Source organism: Streptococcus sp. NLN64, assembly GCF_015831295.1.
Classification (GTDB): Bacteria; Bacillota; Bacilli; order Lactobacillales; family Streptococcaceae; genus Streptococcus.
This window is the reverse complement of sequence record NZ_JADXDQ010000029.1, coordinates 1-22,566: the sequence shown is the minus strand read 5'-3', so window position 1 is coordinate 22,566 and position 22,566 is coordinate 1. Positions and strand designations below refer to the sequence as shown.

The following is a 22,566-nucleotide window of genomic DNA, read 5'->3' as shown; positions in this document are numbered from 1 at the left end:
GAAAAATTTAGTTAAGTGACGATAGCCTAGGAGATACACCTGTTCCCATGCCGAACACAGCAGTTAAGCCCTAGAACGCCGGAAGTAGTTGGGGGTTGCCCCCTGTGAGATATGGTAGTCGCTTAGCAAAAGGGAGTTTAGCTCAGTTGAAAAGGAGAGGCAATCGACTTTTCAAGTTGCGGATAAGGAAAGTGAAACTTTCCACCGTTGGCTGAGCAAACTCCGCCTTATGGGAGTTTAGCTCAGCTGGGAGAGCATCTGCCTTACAAGCAGAGGGTCAGCGGTTCGATCCCGTTAACTCCCATTCAAGCGGGTGTAGTTTAGTGGTAAAACTACAGCCTTCCAAGCTGTTGTCGCGAGTTCGATTCTCGTCACCCGCTTTGAACAATAGTTCAATACCATACCAAGTTTTTAACTTGGGCGCGTAGCTCAGGTGGTTAGAGCGCACGCCTGATAAGCGTGAGGTCGGTGGTTCGAGTCCACTCGTGCCCATTTATAATATGGTCCGTTGGTCAAGGGGTTAAGACACCGCCTTTTCACGGCGGTAACACGGGTTCGAATCCCGTACGGACTATTTATAATTTTTGGAGGATTACCCAAGTCCGGCTGAAGGGAACGGTCTTGAAAACCGTCAGGCGTGTAAAAGCGTGCGTGGGTTCGAATCCCACATCCTCCTTGTTTAAGAATAGCGCGGGATGGAGCAGCTAGGTAGCTCGTCGGGCTCATAACCCGAAGGTCGTAGGTTCAAATCCTGCTCCCGCAATTTGGCTCGGTAGCTCAGTTGGTAGAGCAATGGATTGAAGCTCCATGTGTCGGCGGTTCGATTCCGTCTCGCGCCATTACAATTGAATATTGTATGGAAGGGTAGCGAAGAGGCTAAACGCGGCGGACTGTAAATCCGCTCCTTCGGGTTCGGGGGTTCGAATCCCTCCCCTTCCATCTTACGGGCATAGTTTAAAGGTAGAACTAAGGTCTCCAAAACCTTCAGTGTGGGTTCAATTCCTACTGCCCGTGTATTAATAGAATGGCGGGTGTGGTGAAGTGGTTAACACATCAGATTGTGGCTCTGACATTCGGGGGTTCGATTCCCCTCACTCGCCTATTTATTAATAATGGGGTATCGCCAAGCGGTAAGGCAAGGGACTTTGACTCCCTCATGCGTTGGTTCGAATCCAGCTACCCCAGTTACTAATTGAATAATTAGTGAAAGCCGGCGTGGCGGAATTGGCAGACGCGCTGGACTCAAAATCCAGTGTCCTCACGGACGTGCCGGTTCGACCCCGGCCGCCGGTATCTGAAAGTCTTCTCTAGAAGGCTTTTTATTTTTGTTCTTTTTCAACTAGAGCAGTTCTTCCCACTTTCCTCCTTTCGGATCTTTTGATAAAATGGCATGTATGAAAGAAATTGTTGAAAAGGCACCGGCTAAGATCAATTTAGGCCTGGATGTTCGTGGAAAGCGGGAGGATGGTTTTCACGAGTTAGGCATGGTTATGGCAAGTGTGGACTTAAATGATTATATTACAGTACGGGAGCGAGAGGATCAGCAGATTACGCTTGAGTCTTCTTCGAGTAAACTGCCGCTAAATTTTAAAAATCATGCGTATAAAGCGGCCTTTTATTTACGGCAAGCAGCTGGTTTGGAAGATAGAGGGGTTCATATTTCGATTGATAAACGAATTCCGATTACATCTGGTTTAGCGGGTGGTTCTAGTGATGCTGCTGCGACGTTACGGGCCTTGAATCGATTGTGGGACTTAGATTATAGTCTAGAACAGTTAGCTGAAATCGGAGCTAAGGTTGGTTCGGATGTGCCTTATTGTGTTTACGGGGGATGTGCTTATGTGACAGGTCGTGGGGAGCAAGTTCACCCCTTGGCACGTGCTCCCAAGGTTTGGGTTGTTTTGATAAAACCCCCCTTTAGTTTGTCAACGACTGCTATTTTTTCTCAAGTTGAGATGCATAGCATTAAGCCTGTGGATATTCCAACTCTTTGTCAGGCCATTAATGAAGAGAATTATGAGCAGCTCTTGGCTAATCTTGGGAACTCCTTGGAAGACATTAGTATTGCACGCAAGCCCATGATTCAAAAAATCAAAAATTGTGCGGCAGCTTCTGGGGCAGATGCAACTCTTATGAGTGGCAGTGGGCCAACTGTCTTTGCCCTTTGTTCTAGCGATAAGGCTGCCTGTCGTGTCGTGAATTCAGTCAAAGGATTTTGTAAGGAAGTTTATCGTGTCAGAATGTTATAGAGTCAGACTTGACTCTATCTTTTTTTTGCGATATACTTAACCAGTAAATAATTTACCAGTTAAGGAGATTCTATGTTAGGAAGTGAGATTAGTCGTGTTTTGGATTTGGTTTTGAAAAAAGCAGAGCACCAGCATGAGCTTTTGCTTGGGGATTGTCAGAGCCCCATTCACCTCACCAATACCCAGGAACATATTTTAATGGTCTTAGCACAAAAGCCCTTAACCAATTCCAGCTTGGCAAAAGAGCTAGGCCTTTCCCAGGCGGCCATGACCAAGGCGACCAAGCTTCTGTGCAAGGAAGGTTTGCTTGAAACCAAAAGGGATGAACAAGATGGACGCCTGGTTTATTTTCAATTAACCAAGGAAGGCAAGGCGGTTGCGGAGGAGCACGCGCAACACCATGAACGAACCAGCCAAGCCTTGCAGAAAATGGTCCAAGGTTTTTCCAAGGATGAGCAAAAAGTGATTGCCAAGTTTCTGAAAGAATTAGCGAAGGAGATGGAATAGAGATGCGCTATTTGACGGTCAAGGATTTGACCTTTTACTATGACAAGGAGCCCGTTTTAGAGGGAGTATCCTACCACATTGATGCTGGGGAATTTGTGACCCTGACAGGTGAAAATGGGGCGGCCAAGTCTACCCTACTCAAGGCTAGTTTAGGGCTGCTTAAACCCAGCCAAGGAAGGGTCGAACGGGCAGCCCTAAACCGAGAAGGTCAAGCCTTACGAATTGCCTATTTGCCCCAGACGGTGGCCAGCTTTAACTCAGGCTTTCCTTCGACTGTGGAGGAGTTTGTGGCTTCGGGTCGGTACCCTCGCAAATCCTGGTGGAAGAGGCTGACAGAGCATGATCAGGAACATGTTCAGGTCAGTTTGGAGGCCGTTGGTTTGTGGGACCAGCGGAAAAGCTTTATTGGAGCTCTTTCGGGTGGTCAGAAGCAGCGGGTGGCCTTGGCTCGGATGTTTGCCTCGGATCCGGATTTCTTTGTCTTGGATGAGCCCACAACTGGGATGGATGCGGTGTCTAAAGAGGACTTTTATGAACTCATGCACCATTCTGCTCATAAGCATGGGAAGGCGGTCTTGATGGTGACTCACGATCCCGAGGAAGTGGCAGAATATGCGGACCGAAATATTCATTTGTTGCGGAAGCAGGACTCGCCTTGGCGTTGCTTCCAGTTGCATCAAGGAGAGGAGGAAGGCGCATGAGTTTATTGGATTATGCCTTTTTCCAACGGGCACTCTTGGCCATTGTAGCCATGAGTCTGTTCTCGCCAGCGATTGGTGTGTTTCTGATTTTGCGCCGGCAGAGTTTGATGAGTGATACCTTGAGTCATATTTCCCTAGCAGGGGTAGCTCTGGGACTGCTCTTAGGTCTGTCGCCGACCTGGATGACCTTGGTGGTAGTGGTAATTGCCGCAGTCTTCTTGGAGTACTTGCGAACGGTTTACGCTTCGTATTTGGAAGTCGGGACTGTGATCCTGATGGCCGCAGGTCTGGCTATTGCCATGGTGGTGATGAGCAAGTCTGGGGGCGGTCAGACCATGAGCCTAGAGCAGTACCTCTATGGTTCTATCGTGACCATTTCTTGGGAGCAGGTGTTGGGACTTTTCGCTATCGCGGCGGTGGTCTTACTCTTTCTGATCTTGGCTTATCGGCCGCTCTATTTACTCACCTTCGATGAGGACACAGCGCAAGTGGATGGGATTCCTACCCGTGCCCTGTCGATTGCCTTTAACGTCATGAGTGGGGTTGCGATCGCCCTCATGATTCCAGCTGCTGGAGCTCTTTTGGTTTCTACCATTATGATTTTGCCAGCCAGCATCGCCTTGCGTCTGGGGCGCCATTTCCGATCGGTTCTTTGGCTGTCTTGCCTCATTGGCCTCATTGGTATGGTTGCGGGACTTTTCCTTTCCTATTATTGGGAAAGCCCAGCTAGCGCAAGTATTACATTAATTTTCATCGCCATTTTCATGGTGGTGGCTCTGCTTAAGAGAAAGTAGGTTCTTATGAAAAAACGTAAAAAGGGACTTGCCGTCCTCCTCTTAGGACTCTTCCTTTTCCTAACCGCATGCCAGTCCCAGGGGGCCAAAAAGGATATTCAACTGGTGGCCAGCTTCTATCCCATCTATGAATTTAGCAAAAAAATTGTTGGAGACGAGGCGGATGTGCAACTCTTGGTTCAAGCAGGAACGGAGGTGCACGGCTATGAACCATCAGCCAAAGATGTTAGTCGCATTCAAGAAGCTTCCTCCTTCCTTTATATGGATCCCAATATGGAAATGTGGGTGCCAGATTTGGAAAAGAGCGGAGTTCTATCTGCTGATCGGACGATTCAGGCGAGCAAGAATCTGATTCTTCTACCGGGGCAGGAGGAAGACCACGATCACGACCATGGGGCTGAGGAACATAGCCACGACTTGGATCCTCACCTCTGGCTCTCTCCTTACCGAGCTAAGCTCTTGGTGGCTTCTTTGCGGGATCAATTAAAGGAGCGCTATCCAGACCAGGCAGCGACTTTTGAAAAAAATGCGGCAGCTTATCTCGAGGAATTGGACCAACTGGATAAATCGTATCAAGAAAAATTGGCAGCCTACAAGGGTTACACTTTCTTGACTCAGCACACGGCTTTCAACTACCTAGCCTTTGACTATCAGCTTCAACAAGAGTCTATTGTGGGTCTTTCCACAGAAGAAGAACCTTCCTTGAAGCGAATCCAGGAGCTGGCAGACCAGGTCAAGGAAACAGGACTCAAACGCATTTACGTAGAATCCTCTTCTTCCAACAAACTCGCTCAAACTCTAGCTTCTGAGGCAGGTGTTGAGTTAGGCCAGCTTCACACCTTAGAAGGTGTTCCGCAGAAGGAGATTGACCAAGGAGCCTCCTATGTCAGCTTGATGGAGGAAAATCTGGAGCAACTACTGGCTGGATTTAAAGACGCGGCGAAACCCAAGGCCTCTGAGACTGAAACCGAAAAAACGGTTGCTAATGGTTATTTTGAAGACAAGGATATCAAAGACCGGACCCTCAGTGATTGGGAGGGAGACTGGCGGTCTGTCTACCCATATTTGGAATCTGGCCAGTTAGACCAAGTCTTTGACTACAAGGCTAAGAAAAAGGGAGACAAAACCGCTCAGGAATACAAGGACTACTACAAAGTTGGTTACCAAACCGATGTTAACCAGATTAAAATCAAAGGGAATAAGGTAACCTTTGTAACGGATAAGGGAGAGGAGACTTATACCTACAAGGCTGCAGGTTATAAAATCCTGACCTATGAAAAAGGTAACCGAGGTGTCCGCTTCCAATTTGAAGCCGAAGAAGCGAATGCAGGACGCTTCAAGTACCTACAATTTAGCGACCACCAAATCGCGCCAACCCAATCAGCTCATTTCCATCTGTATTTTGGTGGAGAAAGTCAAGAAGCCCTTTGGGAGGAGTTAACCAATTGGCCTACTTACTATCCGGCTAGTTTAACTGGGCAGGAAATAGCTCAGGAAATGGTGGCGCATTAAGCTTTAAAACCTGACAGCGTCAGAACAGTTAAAGTCGAGTTTCACTATGTGGAAGCTCGATTTTTTTGTTTCAGAATCCGGGCTAGTCAGTTGAGAAGTGTATTGTTTTAGAGGAGACAGAACCGGCCTCTATTTAAAAATGTTTTTTGAAAACCACATAATTATTTGATTATATAAACCGATTTACTTATAATAGCGATGTAAGCGCTTGCTATGTCATGAATGGAGGTTCGTCATGAAAAATTTACTAATATCCTTGCCAAAATATGGTATCCGTAAATATCCGGTTGGAATTTGCTCGGTTGTCATTGGTCTGAGTTTCTTAGGGGCGCAGCCTGTTCTTGCGCAAGAAGGTAGTGAAACTGGGCTAATTGAAGTTTCTGTAAAAGCACCTGTTCCGAAGGCCGATGAAAGAAGTCAGGGCAGTCCTATCCTAGAAACTGTTGTCGATTCAAGTCTATCAGAGTCTGCTATCGATGGGACTTTGGTTGAGGAGCCAGCTCTAATCGAGTCTGCTAATCTTATAGAAGAAACAGTAACAGAAAGTCATTCTGGGGCTCTAGTGGTCACTCCTTTAGAGACTCTGGCTTTTCCACTAGCAGAAAATGAGCCAGTAGGGACGGCTGCTGCTCAAACGCAACCAAATGGTTCTGCTCAAGAAATTCCAGAAAATCTTATTAAAAATGGTGATTTTGAAGAAACAGGGCCAAGTAAAGGAAATTGGTACTATAGTTCTGCTACATCCTGGGACAATCCTTATATTCCCAAAGGTATTAAAAAAAGTAATGGAAGTGTCTATGCTTATGCTGGTAAATTAACCTTTGACGCTCCTAAAACCTACCGTGCTATTGTAGCCCAAACCTTGGCTGTTGATCCGAAACAAAGCTACCTTCTTACGGGTAACCTAGAGACCTTTGACGTGACCGGAGCAGGGGCCAAGATACGGGTTACTTATAAGGATCAGAACCAGAAGGATTTGTGGCCTCAGATGTATGTTGCAACTTCTCCGGTCACTGGGAATTCAAATGTAAAAATTGAAAAAGTAATTCCTCTAACCCCGGAAACTCATTTTCTAAAGGTTGAGTTAATGTTTGACAAGGGGACAGGAGTGGCCTCTTTTGATGACCTTTCCTTGACGGTTTATCATAAAGAAGAATCGACATTTAATAAAGAGCAAAAAGAAATCGAGCGTCAACCCATCACCATTCCCACCAATAAAATCTATATCACGAACCGCCCGGAATTGCGATATGTATTAGAGGATACGGAGATAGCAAGTGTTGAAAATCATCTAATCATTCCTAAACAAGCTGGACAGACGAAATTATTCATCTATAACCAGGATCAGCTGGTTTCAACAGTTGATTTTATCGTGAATCCTTTTGAGGAGACTGTTTTTGATTCTATTTTGAAAAAATGGGAGCAAATATCATTAGATAATGGACATTATAGAGAGTCAGACGTCTACATGAAACGGTTGAAGGAAAATCAAGAAAAATTGGTTGAAGAAGCTCTTGCAGACTGGCACGATCCAGTTCGGTTAGAGCCATCTCTATTTCACAAATATCCCTTAAATCGTTCTGCAGATATCACTAGTATTTATCGCGAACTGGAAACGATGGCTAAAGTTTTGACAAATCCCTCTTCGAAATACTATCAAAATCGTGATTTACTGGATCGTGTAAAGGAAGGATTTAAGTGGCTCCATCAACATGTGTACAATGAGTCTCAAGAAATAAATGGGAATTGGTGGGATTATGAAATCGGAACTCCTTTATCTATTCTTAATACCTTAGCTTACCTCAATGCCTACTTTTCACAGGATGAAATTAATACATATACAAAGGCAATCAGTAAGTTTGTACCAGATACAACAATGATTCGGATGACAACTCCAAGACCCGTTCCAGCTGTTGGGGGAAATCAGACTGATATTAGCAAAGTAGCAATTCTAGAGGGAGCTTTAACCAAGAATCCACTGCGTATTCAAGCGGGTGTATATGGTCTAACAACCATTATGGACCATGTATCTAGTGGGGAAGGTTTTTATCGAGATGGTTCTTTTATCGACCATACAAACGTTGCCTATACAGGGGCTTACGGAAATGTCTTGATTGATGGCTTCTCACGGATTCTACCTGTGATTCAAGCAACGGAATTTGCACTTCCTCGGGATAAGACGGCCATTATTCAAGATTGGATTGAAAAAGCCTTTATGCCTATTTTAGTGAAGGGCGAGTTGCTGGATATGACTCGAGGTCGGTCAGTGAGCCGTGCTCAAGTTCAGAGTCATGTCTATGCCGTTGATATTATTGTTGCTTTAGCACGAATTGCTCAATCATCATCTGATGAAGAGAAAGCAGCTATAAACTCATTTGTAAAGGAACAAGTCTTAAGTGACTCTTTTAGTGATATTTTCCATCATTTAAATTCTTATCAGGATCATGCCTTAATCCAGAATATTCTTAAGGACTCGACCATACAAGCACGCACTCCTAAAACAAGTATTGCTGCTTTTAACAATATGGATAAGTTTGTTTTCCATCAAGCTGAAAAAGATTTTAGTTTTGCCATCAGTATGCATTCTCATAAAACGCAAAACTATGAAGACATGAATAATGAGAATCGTCATGGTTGGTACACAGCAGATGGGATGGTGTATCTATATAACGGAGACCTGAGTCACTACAGCAATCATTATTGGCCAACAGTCAATCCCTATCGCTTACCAGGCGTTACAAATACGATCCAACAACGGGAAGATGGTAGTGGAGAAACAGTCTTACCAAGTCAGTTTGTAGGGGCAAATCAGTTAGGGAACCATTATGCGACTGTAGCTATGGATTTTACGAATTGGGACAAAACGCTAACGGAGAAAAAAGCTTGGTTTGTTTTGAAAGATAAGGTTGTTTTTCTAGGAACCAATCTTCAAAATCAATCTGCCTATCCAGTGGTCACGACCTTTGAAAATCGAAAATTGTTGGCTGATAAAGATTATCGGTATTTTCTTAATGGTCAAGAGGTCCATTTATCCAAGCAAGAATTGGAAATGGATTCTCCCAAGTCCTTCTATGTAAGTAATGGGGATGAAAATCAATCGATAGGATATGTTTTTCTCCAACCGATGCGCATAACTTCTAAACTAGTTGAAGGACAGGGAAGTTGGAGTGAAATTAACTATGATCAACCTAAAGAACTGCATACGAATAGCTTCTTCACTATCGAAGCAGCCAATAGGCAATCGGGTTCTAATTACGCTTATGTATTAGCTCCAAACTCTAGTCAAGAGGACTTGGCCTCTATCTTGCAGAACGTCGAGGTACTTGTGCAAACGGATGATTTACAGGTCGTCTATGATCATGGAGAAAAGGTGTGGGGTATCGTTAATTACCAAGATAATGCCTATAAAGTGGATAATCATTTGACAGTTACAAAAAAAGGATTATACACAGTTTCTAAAAAAGAGAATGGATACCTAGTTTCTTACTACAATCCTCTTCTTGACATACAAGAAGATTCTGAGGTTTATGTTACAGACGGAGTATCAAGATTGGCGAAGGCTTCAAGTCCAGAACTTCCGTCTCGCATTTGGACTATCCGACTCCCTCAGCTTAATCAACGTCAGCACGGCCTTGGCACCCAGTTTGATAGGCTACCGGATTTTGATTTAGATCCACTTAAGCAAAGTCAACATGGTTCAGGTACTCAGTCGGAAAAAGCACCGAAGTTTGATTTGAATGACCTCAAGCAAAATCAGTATGGAGAAGGAATCCAAGCTGAAAAATTGCCTAGTTTACGATTAGTTTCACGTGAGAACGAGAAACGTAGAGTTATGAGGTCTAAACTTGAAATGCGAGAAGACTCTAACAAACAAGGGATTTTGCCAGATACTTCTGGCCAAGACTCAATTGTATTAACAAGCACAGGGATTATCTTATTGGCAACTCTTGGAAGTGTTAAATCTAAACGTCGCAAAGGCTAACTCCATTTTCATTCGTCTATAAAACCACTGATTGCTCGTACGGTATTGGATAGGAGTAGTCGGTGGTTCTTTATATTGTTTAGATTTCAAAATCTGACTTTGTCAAGCATCTTTGCTGAACTTTATTTTTTGGGCACCTCGAAAAACTCCGGTTTTGCATCAAATCATGTCGTAGAAATTTTGATAAATCAATGTTCGAATTTTTAAGAGTTTAGTTTTTAGAGGTGCCCTTTTGTATCTTTGCTGAACTTTATTTTTTGAAATTCTGCAAGTATTCTGATTTTGAAATTGGTTAAGTATTATTTCAGTATTGTCGGATGAAAGTTACGTTAACAAAAATGATCGTTTTTGGAAAAAAGGTTTTGTGATTTTTTTATCAAACCTCTTGCGTCCCTCCTTCCCTTTCGTTATAATGGTAGGTGCTTGTAAAAAAACTCACAAAGGAGATGTTCATGGGAAATATGTTTCAAATTATTACGTCCAACGCCTTTCTCAGTGCGATTTTTTCAACGATTTCGATTATTTTGTTGGGATATCTTGCACGGAAACGCAATATCGTTGGGCCTGAAGCAGGAAAGGTTTTGTCGGATGTGGTTTTAGCTTTTGCGTTGCCAGCCTTGGCATTCTCAGCCTTTATGCAAAACATTAATCCAGAGACCTTTACCACTGGTTTAACGGTGTTTGTCTTTGGTTTTGTGGCCTATGTTATTTTGATTGTCTTGGGGGAAAGTCTTTATTTCCGTTTTAAAGAAGATCAAAAGACAACTCTTTCTGTTTTGACCACGTTTGGTTCTACAACCTTCTTCGGAATTCCGATCATTAATGGTTTCTTGGGTCCTCTCGGAGCTCTTTATGCCAATATCTTTAATATTGCTTACCGGGTATTCCTTTATTCCTATGGTTTGGTTCGGATGAGTGGGGTTCAGTTTGAGAAGAAGAACTTCAAACAAATTTTCTTGAACCCAATCGTTGTGGCGACTTTCCTGGGTCTCTTGATTTGGATTTTCCAAAATGATATGCCGCAAATGACCGTAACGGTTCCTCTGTACGAAGGCAGCAAGGAAATGCAAGATATTACGGTTGGAATCTTGCGGATTGACAAGACTCTTCCTTGGGTCTATAAACCAGTTGATTACTTATCTAAACTAGCTTCTCCACTGGCTTGGTTGGCGATCGGGATGACTCTTGGAAATATCAGTATTGGTGAAGCCCTCAAGGACCGTGTGGTTTGGCTTTATAGCGGTGTCAAACTCATTGTCGTTCCTGCTATCTTTATGGTCTTGATGTTGGTCATGAAATCTGTCTTTAGCTTGGATTACGAAGCTTTCATGTCGATCATCATTCTGTTGGCAACTCCACCAGCTACCGTTGCAGTAGCTTATGCCATCAAGTATGATAAGGAAGCACAACTAGCCAGTAACGCTTCCCTTTTGGCAACCGTTCTATCCATTGTAGCGATTGTTTTCTGGATTATTGTTGGAGCAGGTCTTCAGGCCTTCTTCTAAGAGGTAGTATCTATGAAAGTATTGTGTTATGGTGTTAGGGATGTTGAAATTCCTATTTTTGAACAGATCAATCAAAGCTTTGGCTTTGAGTTGACCTTGGTAGCGGACTATCTCAATTCTCCGGAGACAGCCGCCTTGGCAAAAGGACATGATGCAGTCATCCTGAGGGGGAATTGTTTTGCGACAGCGGAAGTTTTAGACCGCTACAAGGAGTGGGGGATTGGGTATGTTTTGACACGGACTGTGGGGGTCAACCACATAGATGTGGACTACGCGAAAGAGCTTGGACTCAAAACAGCCTACGTTCCCTTTTACTCTCCCAATGCGATTGCAGAATTGGCGGTGACCTTAGCCATGATGTTGCTTCGCCACACGGCCTATACGGTGCAAAAAACAGCGCAGAAGGATTTCCGTGTGGATGCAGCGATGTTCTCCAAGGAAATTCGCAATTGCAGGGTCGGACTTGTGGGGATCGGTCGTATCGGTTTGACTACAGCCAAGCTCTTTAAAGGACTAGGTGCAGAGGTCTTGGCCTACGATGCCTTCCCTAAAGAGGGAGTGGAGGACATTGTCCGCCAAGTGTCTCTGGAAGAGCTCTTGCGTGAAAGTGACATTGTTAGCGTCCATGCTCCCTACATTCCGGCCAACGGCCGTTTGATCACGCGCGACTTTATCGCAAACATGAAGGATGGCGCCATCTTGATTAATACAGCACGGGGAGAGTTGCAGGATGCTCAGGCTTTGCTGGAGGCGGTGCAGTCCGGTAAATTGGCCGGTCTTGGCTTGGATACCTTGGAAGGGGAGGGGGATTTCTTCTTCAAGGATCTACGCGAGCAGACCTTGCCGGATCCAGTTGTGGAAGAACTGGTTCAGCTCTATCCACGTGTCTTGATCACTCCACATATTGGTTCCTACACAGATGAAGCAGCTCTTAATATGATTGAAACCAGTTTCAAGAATCTACAAGAATTTCTTGAGACAGGTCATAGTCAAAATGAAATTGAATAGAGAAGAGAGAGTGAGACAGAACGATTTCATTTGTAAAAATCGTTCGTTATAAGTCTTTATTTCAAGTTGTAAGCTGAAACGGTTTCTCCCCAAGCCGTTTCACTCTCACCTCCGGTCTAAAGGCATGTTGAATGCCTTTAGAGTTTCTAAATGAAATGAACGAAGTTCATGTCAATGTTGATTCGGTTGTTTTCGGAGGTCAAAGAGTCAGGAATTGACTCTTTGAGTTTCTGGATAGGAGAACATGAAATGTTCTCTCAATAAATCGAACGAAAATACCAATCAACCACTGCGTCAAAGTGATTTCACTAACAAAAATAGGAAGGTTGAGACTTTTGTCTCAGCTTTTTTTGCTGCTATTTCGAATAAAGAAGTGAGGAGGCCAGAGAAGGATGATTGAAAGCAAAGCTCAGGCTATTTTAAGTGAGGCTCGTAAGCGTCGGGGCCAGGATATCTATGTGATGCCCCGCGTTGAGGGCTATGCTATTTACTTGCGACTGGGAGAGGAGCGGGTTTTCTTGGATGAATTAGACTCTGTTCAAGGGCAGGCCTTGCTGAGTCACTTTAAGTTTGCGGCAAGGATGAACGTTGGCGAACGGAGGCGAAGTCAGTTAGGTTCCTGTGATTATAATTTGGAGCAAGGATCTCTTTCTTTACGGCTATCCACGGTTGGGGACTACCGTGGTTTGGAGAGTCTGGTGATTCGTCTCCTTTATGATGGCCAGCAAGATTTGGCCTTTTGGGATTGGGAACCTCAAAAATTGGGACAGTTGATCCAGGGGCGAGGTCTCTACCTCTTTTCGGGGCCGGTAGGCAGTGGTAAAACCAGCCTCATGTATCAACTGGCCAAGGAGCGATTTGGAGGCCGGCAGATTTTGACCATCGAGGATCCTGTTGAGATTAAGGACTCAACTTTTTTGCAGTTGCAGCTGAACAAAGAGATTGGTATGACATATGACCATCTCATCAAGCTCTCTCTTCGGCATAGGCCGGATCTCTTGATTATTGGAGAAATTCGGGATTCCGAAACCGCTCGAGCGGTTGTCCGAGCAGCCTTAACGGGAATTAGTGTCTTCTCGACGGTCCATGCCCGGTCTATTTCCGGAGTTTACCGCCGTCTACTGGAATTGGGTGTGGAACCCGGAGAGTTGGAAGAGTGCTTGCAGTTGGTCTGTTACCAGCGCCTGATAGAGGGAAAGGGGTTAGTAGATGTTGCCCAGAAAGACTTTGAGAACCACAGGGCTACTTCATGGAATGCCAAGGTGGCAAACCTACTTAAATCCGGACATATCAGCCAAGATCAGGCTCGGGAAGAATACCTTGGGACTGCGGCAGGAGTTGAAGATTATTCAACTCTTTCATAACCTTTTTGCGACAGGTTTTCACCTGGCTGAGGCATTGGATTTCTTAGACCACAGTGGTCTCTTAGCCAAGGAACTGGTGGACCGTATGCGAAAGGGGATGCGGTCGGGTCAGCCTTTTTCGAATATCTTGGGGCAACTGGGTTTTTCTGGAACGGTCGTAAGCCAACTGGCTTTAGCCGAGTTACATGGCAATATGCTGGACAGTCTGGATCAGTTGGAGGGGCACTTGCAAAGTCTCATTCAGGTTCGGAGGAAGCTTGTGGCGGTTGGAACCTACCCTCTTTTATTGCTAGGTTTTCTGATGCTGATGATTCTTGGGTTGCGCTTCTATGTTTTACCGGAAATAGACCAGAGCAATCAGTGGACCCGCCTGGTAGAGGTTCTTCCTCTTGGTTTTGTGGTCTTGATGGCCTGTCTAGGTTTGGGGTTAGGTGGTCTCGTGCTGCTGTATCGACAGCTGAAGCGGTTGGAATTTTTCCGCATGCTGGTGACTTGCCCCGGCCTTCGTGGATTTGTTCAGGCTTATTTATCAGCCAGTCTGGCGCGTGAGTGGGCTTGCCTTTTTGGACAGGGCTTGACCTTGGCGGAGATTGTTGAGCTGATGCGGCGACAAGAGTCGATTTTCTTGGCTGAGTTGGGAGCGGATCTGGACCAAGCCTTGAGTGGTGGGATGTCCCTGGCCCAGCAGATTCGGACCTACCCTTTTTTGAGGAAGGAGTTGGCCTTGATGATTGAATATGGTGAGTTTAAGTCACGCTTGGGGCAGGAATTAGCCCTTTATTCGAGAAAAACCTGGGAGGACTTTTTTCACCGGCTTTTCCGACTAATGGATTTGATACAGCCGTGTGTCTTTATTCTCGTAGCTTTATTGATTCTCTTACTCTATGCAGCTATGTTACTGCCGATCTATCAAAATTTGGAGGTGTCCCTATGAGGGAAAAGATAAAAAATACAAAACTAAAAGCTTTCACTCTAATAGAAATGCTAATTGTGATTCTAATCATCTCTGTTCTGCTTTTATTGTTTGTTCCCAATTTGGTCAAACAAAAGGAGGTTGTAAGGGAAAAGGGGAATGCAGCCATTGTCAAAGTTGTGGAGAGTCAGGCAGAGATTTACCAGCTTAACCATAGTGGCGATCCTAACCTAGGACAGCTGGTAGCGGAGAAGCACATTACCAAGGAGCAGGCAGATGCTTATCGGGACTACTATAAGAAACACAGTGGTGAAAGTCGGGTTGTCCCCGATTAGGGCTTTTACCTTGCTGGAAAGTTTGTTAACACTAGGAATCACTCTTTTTCTTCTAACTCTCTTGTCGGTGGGAATCGGAGAGGTCTATCGTACCTTTGAGAAGAATCTCTTCTATATCCGCTTTGAGCATTTTTATACCGAGTCTCAGACTCTGGCTTGGGCTCGCCAGGAGTCAGCGCAGTTGTATGTTCAAGAGGGGCGGATTATAGGACCAGAAGGGGAGTTAGAGCTTCCGGAGGGATTGGAATTAGTATCGAATTTCCAGCTAGACTTGGATTCCAAAGGCAATCATACGGGCCTGTCTCGGATTGTCTTTCGGGATCAAGCGAGTGGGAAGACCATTCATTATCAAGCGAGGATTGGCAATGGGATTTTACAGAGGACAGAAGAGTAAGTTGGCAGCCTATCTCCTGCTGGAGTCATTAGTGGCGTTATGGATCTTTAGTTTGGTGACAGCCTTGCTTTTAGGGGCTGTAAACCAGTCGCGAAAAAGGGAAGCAGCTATCCTACACCAGGAGCAAGTCCTACAGAAAGGTCACATGGCTCTGCAAGCGGGTTTGGGCGAATATGATGGAATCCAAGTGGAGCGAGAGAATCGTGTCTGGACTGTCAGAGAGGGGGAGGAGATTCTTGTTCAAGTACATGTTCTGTCGCCCTAGGTTAAGGGCATTTACCCTTCTGGAGGCCTTGGTAGCTCTTTTGGTTATCAGTGGGTCTTGTCTACTTTTTCAGGCTTTAACGCTTCTTTTATTTCAAGAAATTCGTTACCAAGAGCGGGCTTCAACACAAGATTGGTTGCTGTTTACAGCCCATATGGAGCAGGAGCTGTTGGAAGCCCGTTTTGATACAGTCAGCGACCATGAGATTTATTTGGATCAAAAGGGCAAGGGGCAGAAGATTGCCTATTGGCCTAAGAAAAAGGAAATTCGAAAGACGGGTGGACGAAACCAGAATCAGGGAAGTCAAACCTTGCTGTTTGGGGTTGAGTCTATGGAGGTGGAGGAGCAGGAGGGGCTGATTCAGCTCAAGGTAGTTTTAGCGGATGGGAAGGAAAGGGAGTGGGTCTATCGTGTGGACTAAGCGCGTGCGGGCAGGTGTTTTGCTTTATGCCTTGCTTCTGCTGGCAGTCTTTAGCCTGGTTTTAAATTTGTACTTGGAACGGCATCTTTTTCAAGAGCGTCTATTCCAAGCCTATCGAGACAGAGAACAGGCTTACGCCCTGGCCGTCTATTGTCGAGATAAAGGGAAGGGAAAGGAGGGAGAATTGCATTTCCAAGAGGGGCAAGCAAGGTATACTCTTGAGGGAAAACGGTGGGAAGTTGAGGTCACTTTATCGAGTGGGAAGGATTACCATTTTTCCTTGGGGGCCTCTCCTTTGAACTAGCTCCTAGGTCTGTTTTTGTGTTATCATAGAGGCATGATGGTCTGCCGCCGTCATGTGAAGTTGCTGATAGTATGTTGAAACCGTGTAAGGCCGATTGAGTTCGGAGCCCTATAAGTTATGCGTGCATAACTAAGGGAATTCAGAAAACAGGGGCAGCTAGTTTTTAGCTGGCTCTATTTTTTCCTACAAAAAGCCTTGTGCTTTAAAAAGGGAAAAGACTTAGAAAGAACAGATATATGAATTTTGAAAAAATTGAACAGGCCTTTGGCCTCTTGTTGGAAAATGTCCAAACCATCCAGAACCAGTTAAAGACGGGCTTTTACGAGGCAGTGATTGAGCAGAATGCCAATTATCTGCAGCCGCATGGTGAGTTGAAGTCACTTGCGGAAAATAACCAAAAGGTGGCGCAGTTGGGCTTGACACCTGAAGAGTGGCGACGCACCTTTCAGTATTTGATGATGAAGGGGCAGCAGACAGAGCCTTTGCAGCCCAACCACCAGGCGACACCGGATAGTCTTGGATTTTTAATGACCTTGGTGATTGACCATTTGTTCCCTCAGGATTCCCTCCGTGTTTTGGAATTGGGAAGCGGTATGGGAAATTTGGCAGAGACGATTCTACTAAATAGTCAAAAGGAAATGGACTATTTGGGAGTAGAGTTGGATGATATCTTGGTAGAATTGTCAGCTAGTATTGCAGAAGTTCTGGGGACGGAGGGTTTGACCTTTTCACAAGGGGATGCCGTTCGGAGTCAGGTTCTTCAGAAGAATTTGGTTGTGAGTGATTTACCGATTGGTTATTATCCAGATGATGCCATTGCCAGTCGCTTTCAGGTGGCCAGTTCGGAGGGGCATACCTATGCGCATCATTTATTGATGGAGCAGGGGGTTAAGTATCTGGATTCGGATGGGTATGCGATATTCTTGGCTCCGACTCAGTTGTTGACGAGTCCTCAAAGTGGTCTTTTGAAGGGCTGGATCCAGTCCTCAACGGAGTTGGTGGCATTGGTGAATCTGCCAGAGAAGATGTTTGCTAATCCTCACTATGCGAAAAGTCTTTTTATTTTTAGGAAGCCATCTGGTAAGGTGGTAGCCCCTTTTATTTATGCCTTTAGCGACTTAAGTAATCCAGAGGAAATTCGGGATTTTCAAGAAAAAATGGAAATGGAGTTAAAATAAGGGCTTTTTGCTTCTCTTTTTGATATACTGATAGTGAAAACGCTTTAAAAGGGGTAGCTTATGTCTAAAACAATTGCGATTAATGCAGGTAGTTCAAGTTTGAAATGGCAGCTCTATGCAATGCCAGAGGAGGAAGTACTTGCGAAGGGAATTATTGAGCGGATTGGACTCAAGGATTCGATTTCTACTGTTAAATTTGATGGTCGGGCGGAAAGCCAAACGTTGGATATCGTAGACCATGTGCAAGCGGTGAAACTGCTGTTGGCAGATTTGTTGAAGTTCGGGATTATCGGGGATTACTCAGAAATTACTGGTGTGGGCCACCGTGTTGTTGCGGGGGGTGAGTTCTTTACGGATTCTGTTCTGATTGATGATGCTGTTCTTGCTAAGATTGAGGATTTGGCTAGTTTGGCCCCTCTCCACAATCCAGCTAATGCAGCTGGTATTCGGGCCTTCAAGGAAATCTTACCGGACATTACGAGTGTGGCGGTCTTCGATACGGCCTTCCATACAACCTTGCCGGAAGTGGCTTATCGCTACCCAATTGCCGAGAAATACTATACGGATTATCAGGTTCGGAAATATGGGGCACACGGAACGTCTCATTATTATGTATCTCACCAAGCCGCTGAGATGTTGGGACGTCCTTTAGAAGAGTTGAAACTAGTGACCGCTCATATTGGTAACGGAATTTCTATTTCGGCCATTGATGGTGGCAAATCAGTGGATACATCTATGGGATTCACCCCTCTTGCCGGACCGATGATGGGGACTCGTTCTGGAGATATTGATCCAGCTATCATTCCCTACCTTATTGAGCAAGTGCCAGGCCTTGAGAATGCGGCAGATGTCATCAATGTCCTCAATAAGGAATCTGGTGTGCTAGGTGTAGCGGAAACTTCTAGTGATATGCGGGATGTTGAAGCAGGTCGGGAAGCTGGCGATGCGAAGATGACCTTGGCCTTTGATATGTTGGTAGACCGTCTCCGTAAATTTATTGGACAGTACTTCGCAGTTTTGAATGGAGCAGATGCTCTTGTCTTTACAGCTGGTATTGGAGAAAATTCCAATCAAGTCCGTCAAGCAGTTGTCGATGGCCTGTCTTGGTTTGGTATGGAACTAGAGCCTGGTAAAAATGTTTTTGGTGCAGTTGGTGATATCTCAACAGCTGATTCCAAGGTTAAAGTTCTAGTGGTTCCAACCGATGAAGAGTTGGTTATCGCACGTGATGTTGAGCGTTTGAAAGCTTAAGAAGAAATAAGAAAAATCCAGTTGGTTTTGCCAACTGGATTTTTCAATACTTAGGAGAAAGAGTTTTCAAGTCTACCAACTGGTTTTTACTCTTCTTTTTGTGGTATACTGAGAAAGCCGAAAGGCACAGAGTAAGTGGTCTGCGTTAAGTGTGTGTGGATGGGATGTTGCCACACAACGAAACCTTTGGTGCGGTAGACCATTGCATCCGCTGTCGCTAGACAGCTCCAGAAAGAAAAGGAGCTTTCCAATGAAATTTTCATTTCCCAAATTGAGTCCGCAATTGATGGCGACTCTTGCTATGTTGATGGCCTTGACTTACGTCTTGGATTTATTTACCATCTCCGTTATTCCCAACCAACTGCAGGTTGGCGTTACCTTCATTGCCAAGGTTTTAATTGGATCTATTGCGGGTCCCTGGTTGTCTGCCTTGGTAGCCATTGTTTATGATATCTTGGCTTTTTTCTTAAATAATACAGGTTATTCCTTTATTTGGGGTTTTACCTTGGTTGAAGCTCTACAGGGCTTTCTCTATGGGCTATTCTTCTTTGGCAAAAAGTTGTCCTTTAATAATTGGAAGGACTGGCTCTATGTTATTTTTGCCACAGTGATTACTATGGGGATTGGAACCTTTATCTTGACTCCAATTTTGCTCCATGTTTACTACCAGACTCCTTTTGCCGTGATTTATGCAACACGGGTTTACAAAGTGTTGGAGATACCAATTCGGGTATTGTTGATTATGCTTGTTCTCCCCTTCCTACAACGGATTCCGGAGTTTGCGAAATTGAATAAGATAAAAAATTAAGAGAGGTCTAGCCTCTCTTAATTTTTTTATCTATCTAAAGGAGTGCATGCACGCAATCAGGTTGGACAAGGTCAGATTTGAAATGGAATGAGTCTTAGTAGTTGGTGATTGTGGCAATGGTAGTCTGATCTAGATTTTTCAAAAGAGCTTGTAAGAAAGCTTGGGCTTCTAGGAAGTCATCAAGACTGTAGAGGGTCTGGTGAGAATGGATATAGCGGGCACAGACACCGATGGTGGTGGATGGGACCCCACCGTTTTTGAGGTGGGCAGCTCCGGCATCGGTGCCGCCGGCTCCGGCATAATATTGGTACTTGATGCCAGCGCTTTCGGCGGTGTCAAGGAGGAAGTCTTTCATGGCTGGCAAGAGGAGGTGGCCTGGGTCATAGAAGCGGATGAGGGTTCCATCCCCAATTTTACCTTGACCACCAAAGACATCGGCAGCCGGGGAGCAGTCAATGGCAAAGAAGAGGGATGGGTCGAAGAGGGTGGTGGAGGTGTGGGCGCCCCGTAAGCCGACTTCTTCTTGGACATTGGCTCCGAGGTAGAGGTCGTAGTCAAACTTTTCTTGGGCTAGGGCCTGGGCTGCTTCTTTGACCATGAGAACCCCGTAACGGTTGTCCCAGGCTTTGGAGATGACATTTTTGCCGTTGGCTGTGAGGATGGTCTGGCTATCGGGAACAATCGTGTCGCCAGGGCGGATGCCGAAGGACTCCGCCTCGGCTTTGTCGGTGAAGCCACCGTCAAAGATGATGTCGCTGATAGCTGGGAGGTTAGGTTGATTGCCTTGGCCCCGCATGAGGTGGGGCGGAGTGGCAGCGGTGATGACGGGGATTTCCCGGCCGTCTCGTGTGAACAGTGTGAAGCGTTGGCCACTGACTACAAGTGGATTCCAGCCACCGATTTCGACGGCTCGGAAGGTGCCGTCGTCTTTGATGGAGCTGACCATAAAGCCGACTTCATCCATATGGGCTGCAACGAGAACCCGTGGTGCGACTGGGGCTTGGCTTTTCTTAAGTCCGAAAATCCCCCCTAATCCGTCTGTCAGGATTTGATCGACGGAATCTTGCAGTTCCCGGCCTAGGTAGGTGCGGATAGCGCCTTCGTGACCAGAAATCCCCTTGAGTTGGGTGACTTCTTGGATAGCTTGGAATAATGGATTCATGCTGTTATTCTCCTTTTTCAGTTTTCTCTAAAATTGTAACACAAGTAGACTTGTGATAAAATAAGGTTTATGAGTATGAAAAGAAAAAGTCAGCCAGTCTTAGGGTTGTTAAGCCTTCTTGGTCTAGCAGGTCTGGCCTATGCGGGCTATAAGTTGCAGGAAGACCGGGCGCGTGTTCGGAGTCAAGAGGAGATGACGGCTACGGTTCGGGCCTTCTTCTCTGAGATGGGTCGAGTGGAGACCCTGTATGTAGAGCTCTACCATTCGGATCGGGATTGCCTGGAAGGTGGTGTCTTTTTGGCGGATGGCCGTCATTATCGCTTCTGGTTGGTTGGAGACCAGCTGGATATTGAGGAGGTAGCACTATGATTGTCCCATCATCGTTTGAGGAAGTGGCTTCTTATCTGGAGCGAGAGGGTCGGTATGTCTTTTATTTTACCGCCGATTGGTGTGGGGACTGCCGTTTTATCCAGCCTCAGATGCCGACTATTGAAGCTTCCAACCCTTCTTTTACCTTTATTCAAATTGACCGCGACGCCTATATGGAGCTGGCAAAATTATGGGATATTTATGGAATTCCGAGTTTTGTTGCGGTTGAAAATGGGAAGGAGCTTGGGCGCTTCGTCAGCCGGGATCGGAAGACAAAAGCGGAAATTGATGCTTTCCTGGCAGGGTTAGTGTGAGTTAGAAAGGGAGTTTATGTTATTTATCTATAATCCACAGGGTGTGGGAGATGTGCTGATGGTCGTTGTGGCCGATGATCAAGGCCAGGCTGTTGAAGTTGAGAAAAAAGGAGCCATTGCGCGTGTTCGCCGAGCTGATAATGAAGAGACGGTTGCTTGGAACTTCTTCCAAGTCAGTGACCGTTTGATCTTGGAGGGAAGTGGCCAGCAGAACTTGTCTGATGCAGACCTTGTGATCTTGAATGATTGGTTGGCTGCAGAAGGCTTTGAGGAGCGCGTGGCTAATTTTGATAGTCCTCGCTTTGTGGTTGGTCAAATCGTGGAGATGGAAGCCCATCCAGATAGTGACCACCTCAATATCTGTCAGGTTGCAGTTGGCCAAGATAAGACAGTTCAAATCGTGGCCGGTGCACCCAATGCGCGCGTGGGCTTGAAGACCATTGTGGCCCTTCCGGGTGCCATGATGCCAAAAGGGAATTTGATTTTCCCAGGACAATTACGCGGCGTGGCCAGTTTTGGGATGATGTGTAGCCCACGAGAATTGGCCCTTCCCAATGCCCCACAAAAACGCGGCATTATCGAACTAGCGGAAGAAACGCCCGTCGGCCAAGCCTTTGACCCAGCTAAACACTGGAGTGCATAACAAGTTAGGGATTGACTCCTTATGTTCTTGAATACTAGAACGTAAGACGTTCTTAGAAAATACGAACCACCGTTGTTGACTCGCAAACTCTGGTTCATACACTCGAGAGTGGGACAGAACTCATTTTATTCGAAATTAGTTCGTTACAAGTCTTTAGTTCATGTTGTAAGCTGAAACGGTTTATACCTAAACCGACCTCGCTCTTTTATTGTTAGGCTCGGGTTCAAACAGTCTCTTCCCAGACTGTTTTCGCTTTCCATATTTAGGGCTCAAGTACTAACAGTCTCTTCCCAGACTGTTAGTACCCACCTCCGGTCTAAAGGCATGTTGAATGCCTTTAGAGTGTATAGATGAAATGAACACAGTTCATATCAATGTTGATTAGGTAGTTTTCGGAGGTCAAAGAGTCAGGAATTGACTCTTTGAGTTTCTAGATAAGAGAACATGAAATGTTCTCTCAATATAGTCTTTTAGTTTACTTTTAGTACAAGGCAGCGAGTCGTAGACAGTACTGAAGTACGGCAAGACGAGCTAACACAGTAATAAAAGATAAACTAAAACTCCAAGCAGGCTTCGCCTGCTAACTC

General features: G+C 45.4%; 22 protein-coding genes, 12 tRNA genes, 1 rRNA gene and 1 riboswitch. Of the genes, 34 read left to right on the top strand and 1 reads right to left on the bottom strand.

Annotated features, from left to right (window positions below; genetic code table 11):
- Positions 1-11 precede the first annotated feature (11 nt).
- The 31 genes from rrf to I2503_RS05500 all read left to right on the top strand — a co-directional run bounded on the left by rrf (position 12) and on the right by I2503_RS05500 (position 19,491).
- A 5S ribosomal RNA gene (gene rrf / locus I2503_RS05650) occupies positions 12-127 on the top strand.
- Positions 128-231: 104 nt separating this feature from the next.
- A tRNA-Val gene (locus tag I2503_RS05645) sits at positions 232-304 on the top strand.
- Between the two features lie 5 nt (positions 305-309).
- A tRNA-Gly gene (locus tag I2503_RS05640) sits at positions 310-380 on the top strand.
- A gap of 38 nt (positions 381-418) precedes the next feature.
- Positions 419-492 (top strand) — tRNA-Ile (locus I2503_RS05635).
- A 10-nt stretch (positions 493-502) separates the two neighbouring features.
- Positions 503-574, top strand: a tRNA-Glu gene (locus tag I2503_RS05630).
- Between the two features lie 12 nt (positions 575-586).
- Positions 587-676: transfer RNA gene (locus I2503_RS05625), tRNA-Ser, on the top strand.
- A gap of 13 nt (positions 677-689) precedes the next feature.
- Positions 690-763 (top strand) — tRNA-Met (locus I2503_RS05620).
- A 3-nt stretch (positions 764-766) separates the two neighbouring features.
- Positions 767-839: transfer RNA gene (locus I2503_RS05615), tRNA-Phe, on the top strand.
- Between the two features lie 19 nt (positions 840-858).
- Positions 859-939: transfer RNA gene (locus I2503_RS05610), tRNA-Tyr, on the top strand.
- Between the two features lie 4 nt (positions 940-943).
- Positions 944-1,014, top strand: a tRNA-Trp gene (locus tag I2503_RS05605).
- Positions 1,015-1,027: 13 nt separating this feature from the next.
- Positions 1,028-1,100, top strand: a tRNA-His gene (locus I2503_RS05600).
- 13 nt (positions 1,101-1,113) lie between these two features.
- Positions 1,114-1,185, top strand: a tRNA-Gln gene (locus I2503_RS05595).
- 24 nt (positions 1,186-1,209) lie between these two features.
- Positions 1,210-1,293: transfer RNA gene (locus I2503_RS05590), tRNA-Leu, on the top strand.
- 101 nt (positions 1,294-1,394) lie between these two features.
- Positions 1,395-2,249: a 4-(cytidine 5'-diphospho)-2-C-methyl-D-erythritol kinase gene (gene ispE, locus I2503_RS05585; RefSeq protein WP_196091150.1), complete on the top strand. Its 855-nt coding sequence runs from the start codon at positions 1,395-1,397 to the stop codon at positions 2,247-2,249.
- Between the two features lie 72 nt (positions 2,250-2,321).
- Positions 2,322-2,756, top strand: coding sequence for a zinc-dependent MarR family transcriptional regulator (locus I2503_RS05580; protein WP_196091151.1), 435 nt, complete (start codon positions 2,322-2,324; stop codon positions 2,754-2,756).
- 2 nt (positions 2,757-2,758) lie between these two features.
- Entirely contained in the window at positions 2,759-3,457 is a 699-nt protein-coding gene (locus tag I2503_RS05575) for a metal ABC transporter ATP-binding protein (protein WP_196091152.1), read from the top strand.
- Entirely contained in the window at positions 3,454-4,251 is a 798-nt protein-coding gene (locus I2503_RS05570; protein ID WP_196091153.1) for an iron chelate uptake ABC transporter family permease subunit, read from the top strand. The genes I2503_RS05575 and I2503_RS05570 overlap by 4 nt, the downstream gene beginning before the upstream one ends.
- A gap of 6 nt (positions 4,252-4,257) precedes the next feature.
- Positions 4,258-5,763, top strand: coding sequence for a ZinT/AdcA family metal-binding protein (locus tag I2503_RS05565; RefSeq protein ID WP_196967316.1), 1,506 nt, complete (start codon positions 4,258-4,260; stop codon positions 5,761-5,763).
- 235 nt (positions 5,764-5,998) lie between these two features.
- Positions 5,999-9,745 (top strand): polysaccharide lyase family 8 super-sandwich domain-containing protein, encoded by a 3,747-nt coding sequence (locus I2503_RS05560; protein WP_196967315.1) that lies wholly within the window; start codon positions 5,999-6,001, stop codon positions 9,743-9,745.
- Positions 9,746-10,197: 452 nt separating this feature from the next.
- Positions 10,198-11,250, top strand: a complete 1,053-nt coding sequence (locus I2503_RS05555) for an AEC family transporter (RefSeq protein WP_196967314.1) — start codon at positions 10,198-10,200, stop codon at positions 11,248-11,250.
- Between the two features lie 12 nt (positions 11,251-11,262).
- Entirely contained in the window at positions 11,263-12,258 is a 996-nt protein-coding gene (locus tag I2503_RS05550; protein WP_196967313.1) for a 2-hydroxyacid dehydrogenase, read from the top strand.
- 392 nt (positions 12,259-12,650) lie between these two features.
- Positions 12,651-13,622 (top strand): competence type IV pilus ATPase ComGA, encoded by a 972-nt coding sequence (gene comGA, locus I2503_RS05545; protein WP_196091158.1) that lies wholly within the window; start codon positions 12,651-12,653, stop codon positions 13,620-13,622.
- Positions 13,579-14,556: a competence type IV pilus assembly protein ComGB gene (gene comGB / locus I2503_RS05540; RefSeq protein WP_247644688.1), complete on the top strand. Its 978-nt coding sequence runs from the start codon at positions 13,579-13,581 to the stop codon at positions 14,554-14,556. The genes comGA and comGB overlap by 44 nt, the downstream gene beginning before the upstream one ends.
- Positions 14,553-14,870 (top strand): competence type IV pilus major pilin ComGC, encoded by a 318-nt coding sequence (gene comGC, locus I2503_RS05535; RefSeq protein WP_196091160.1) that lies wholly within the window; start codon positions 14,553-14,555, stop codon positions 14,868-14,870. The genes comGB and comGC overlap by 4 nt, the downstream gene beginning before the upstream one ends.
- Positions 14,845-15,264, top strand: coding sequence for a competence type IV pilus minor pilin ComGD (comGD, locus tag I2503_RS05530; protein ID WP_196091161.1), 420 nt, complete (start codon positions 14,845-14,847; stop codon positions 15,262-15,264). Before comGC ends, comGD begins: the two co-directional genes overlap by 26 nt.
- Positions 15,236-15,529: a competence type IV pilus minor pilin ComGE gene (gene comGE / locus I2503_RS05525; RefSeq protein ID WP_196091162.1), complete on the top strand. Its 294-nt coding sequence runs from the start codon at positions 15,236-15,238 to the stop codon at positions 15,527-15,529. The genes comGD and comGE overlap by 29 nt, the downstream gene beginning before the upstream one ends.
- On the top strand, positions 15,501-15,950 hold the full coding sequence (gene comGF / locus I2503_RS05520; protein ID WP_196091163.1) for a competence type IV pilus minor pilin ComGF: 450 nt from the start codon (positions 15,501-15,503) through the stop codon (positions 15,948-15,950). The genes comGE and comGF overlap by 29 nt, the downstream gene beginning before the upstream one ends.
- Positions 15,940-16,254 (top strand): competence type IV pilus minor pilin ComGG, encoded by a 315-nt coding sequence (gene comGG / locus I2503_RS05515; protein ID WP_196967311.1) that lies wholly within the window; start codon positions 15,940-15,942, stop codon positions 16,252-16,254. Before comGF ends, comGG begins: the two co-directional genes overlap by 11 nt.
- A gap of 236 nt (positions 16,255-16,490) precedes the next feature.
- Positions 16,491-17,432: a class I SAM-dependent methyltransferase gene (locus I2503_RS05510; protein WP_196091165.1), complete on the top strand. Its 942-nt coding sequence runs from the start codon at positions 16,491-16,493 to the stop codon at positions 17,430-17,432.
- Between the two features lie 60 nt (positions 17,433-17,492).
- Positions 17,493-18,683 (top strand): acetate kinase, encoded by a 1,191-nt coding sequence (locus I2503_RS05505; protein WP_196967310.1) that lies wholly within the window; start codon positions 17,493-17,495, stop codon positions 18,681-18,683.
- Between the two features lie 125 nt (positions 18,684-18,808).
- A riboswitch (THF riboswitch) is annotated at positions 18,809-18,899 on the top strand.
- A gap of 34 nt (positions 18,900-18,933) precedes the next feature.
- A complete protein-coding gene (locus I2503_RS05500) occupies positions 18,934-19,491 on the top strand; it encodes a folate family ECF transporter S component (protein ID WP_196091167.1) in 558 nt (185 codons plus the stop codon).
- A 94-nt stretch (positions 19,492-19,585) separates the two neighbouring features.
- Here I2503_RS05500 and pepA read toward each other — a convergent pair whose 3' ends face one another.
- On the bottom strand, positions 19,586-20,653 hold the full coding sequence (pepA, locus tag I2503_RS05495) for a glutamyl aminopeptidase (protein ID WP_196967309.1): 1,068 nt from the start codon (positions 20,651-20,653) through the stop codon (positions 19,586-19,588).
- A 75-nt stretch (positions 20,654-20,728) separates the two neighbouring features.
- On the opposite strand from pepA, the gene I2503_RS05490 reads away from it, so the two are divergent.
- Genes I2503_RS05490 through ytpR form a run of 3 tightly spaced genes read left to right on the top strand, consistent with a single transcriptional unit; the run spans position 20,729 to position 21,979 of the window.
- Positions 20,729-21,022 carry a DUF4651 domain-containing protein gene (locus tag I2503_RS05490; RefSeq protein WP_233340759.1) on the top strand — a complete coding sequence of 98 codons (294 nt, stop codon included), beginning with the start codon at positions 20,729-20,731 and terminating at the stop codon, positions 21,020-21,022.
- Entirely contained in the window at positions 21,019-21,336 is a 318-nt protein-coding gene (locus I2503_RS05485; RefSeq protein ID WP_196091170.1) for a thioredoxin family protein, read from the top strand. The genes I2503_RS05490 and I2503_RS05485 overlap by 4 nt, the downstream gene beginning before the upstream one ends.
- Positions 21,337-21,352: 16 nt before the next feature.
- Positions 21,353-21,979, top strand: a complete 627-nt coding sequence (ytpR, locus tag I2503_RS05480) for a YtpR family tRNA-binding protein (protein WP_196967307.1) — start codon at positions 21,353-21,355, stop codon at positions 21,977-21,979.
- Positions 21,980-22,566 lie beyond the last annotated feature (587 nt).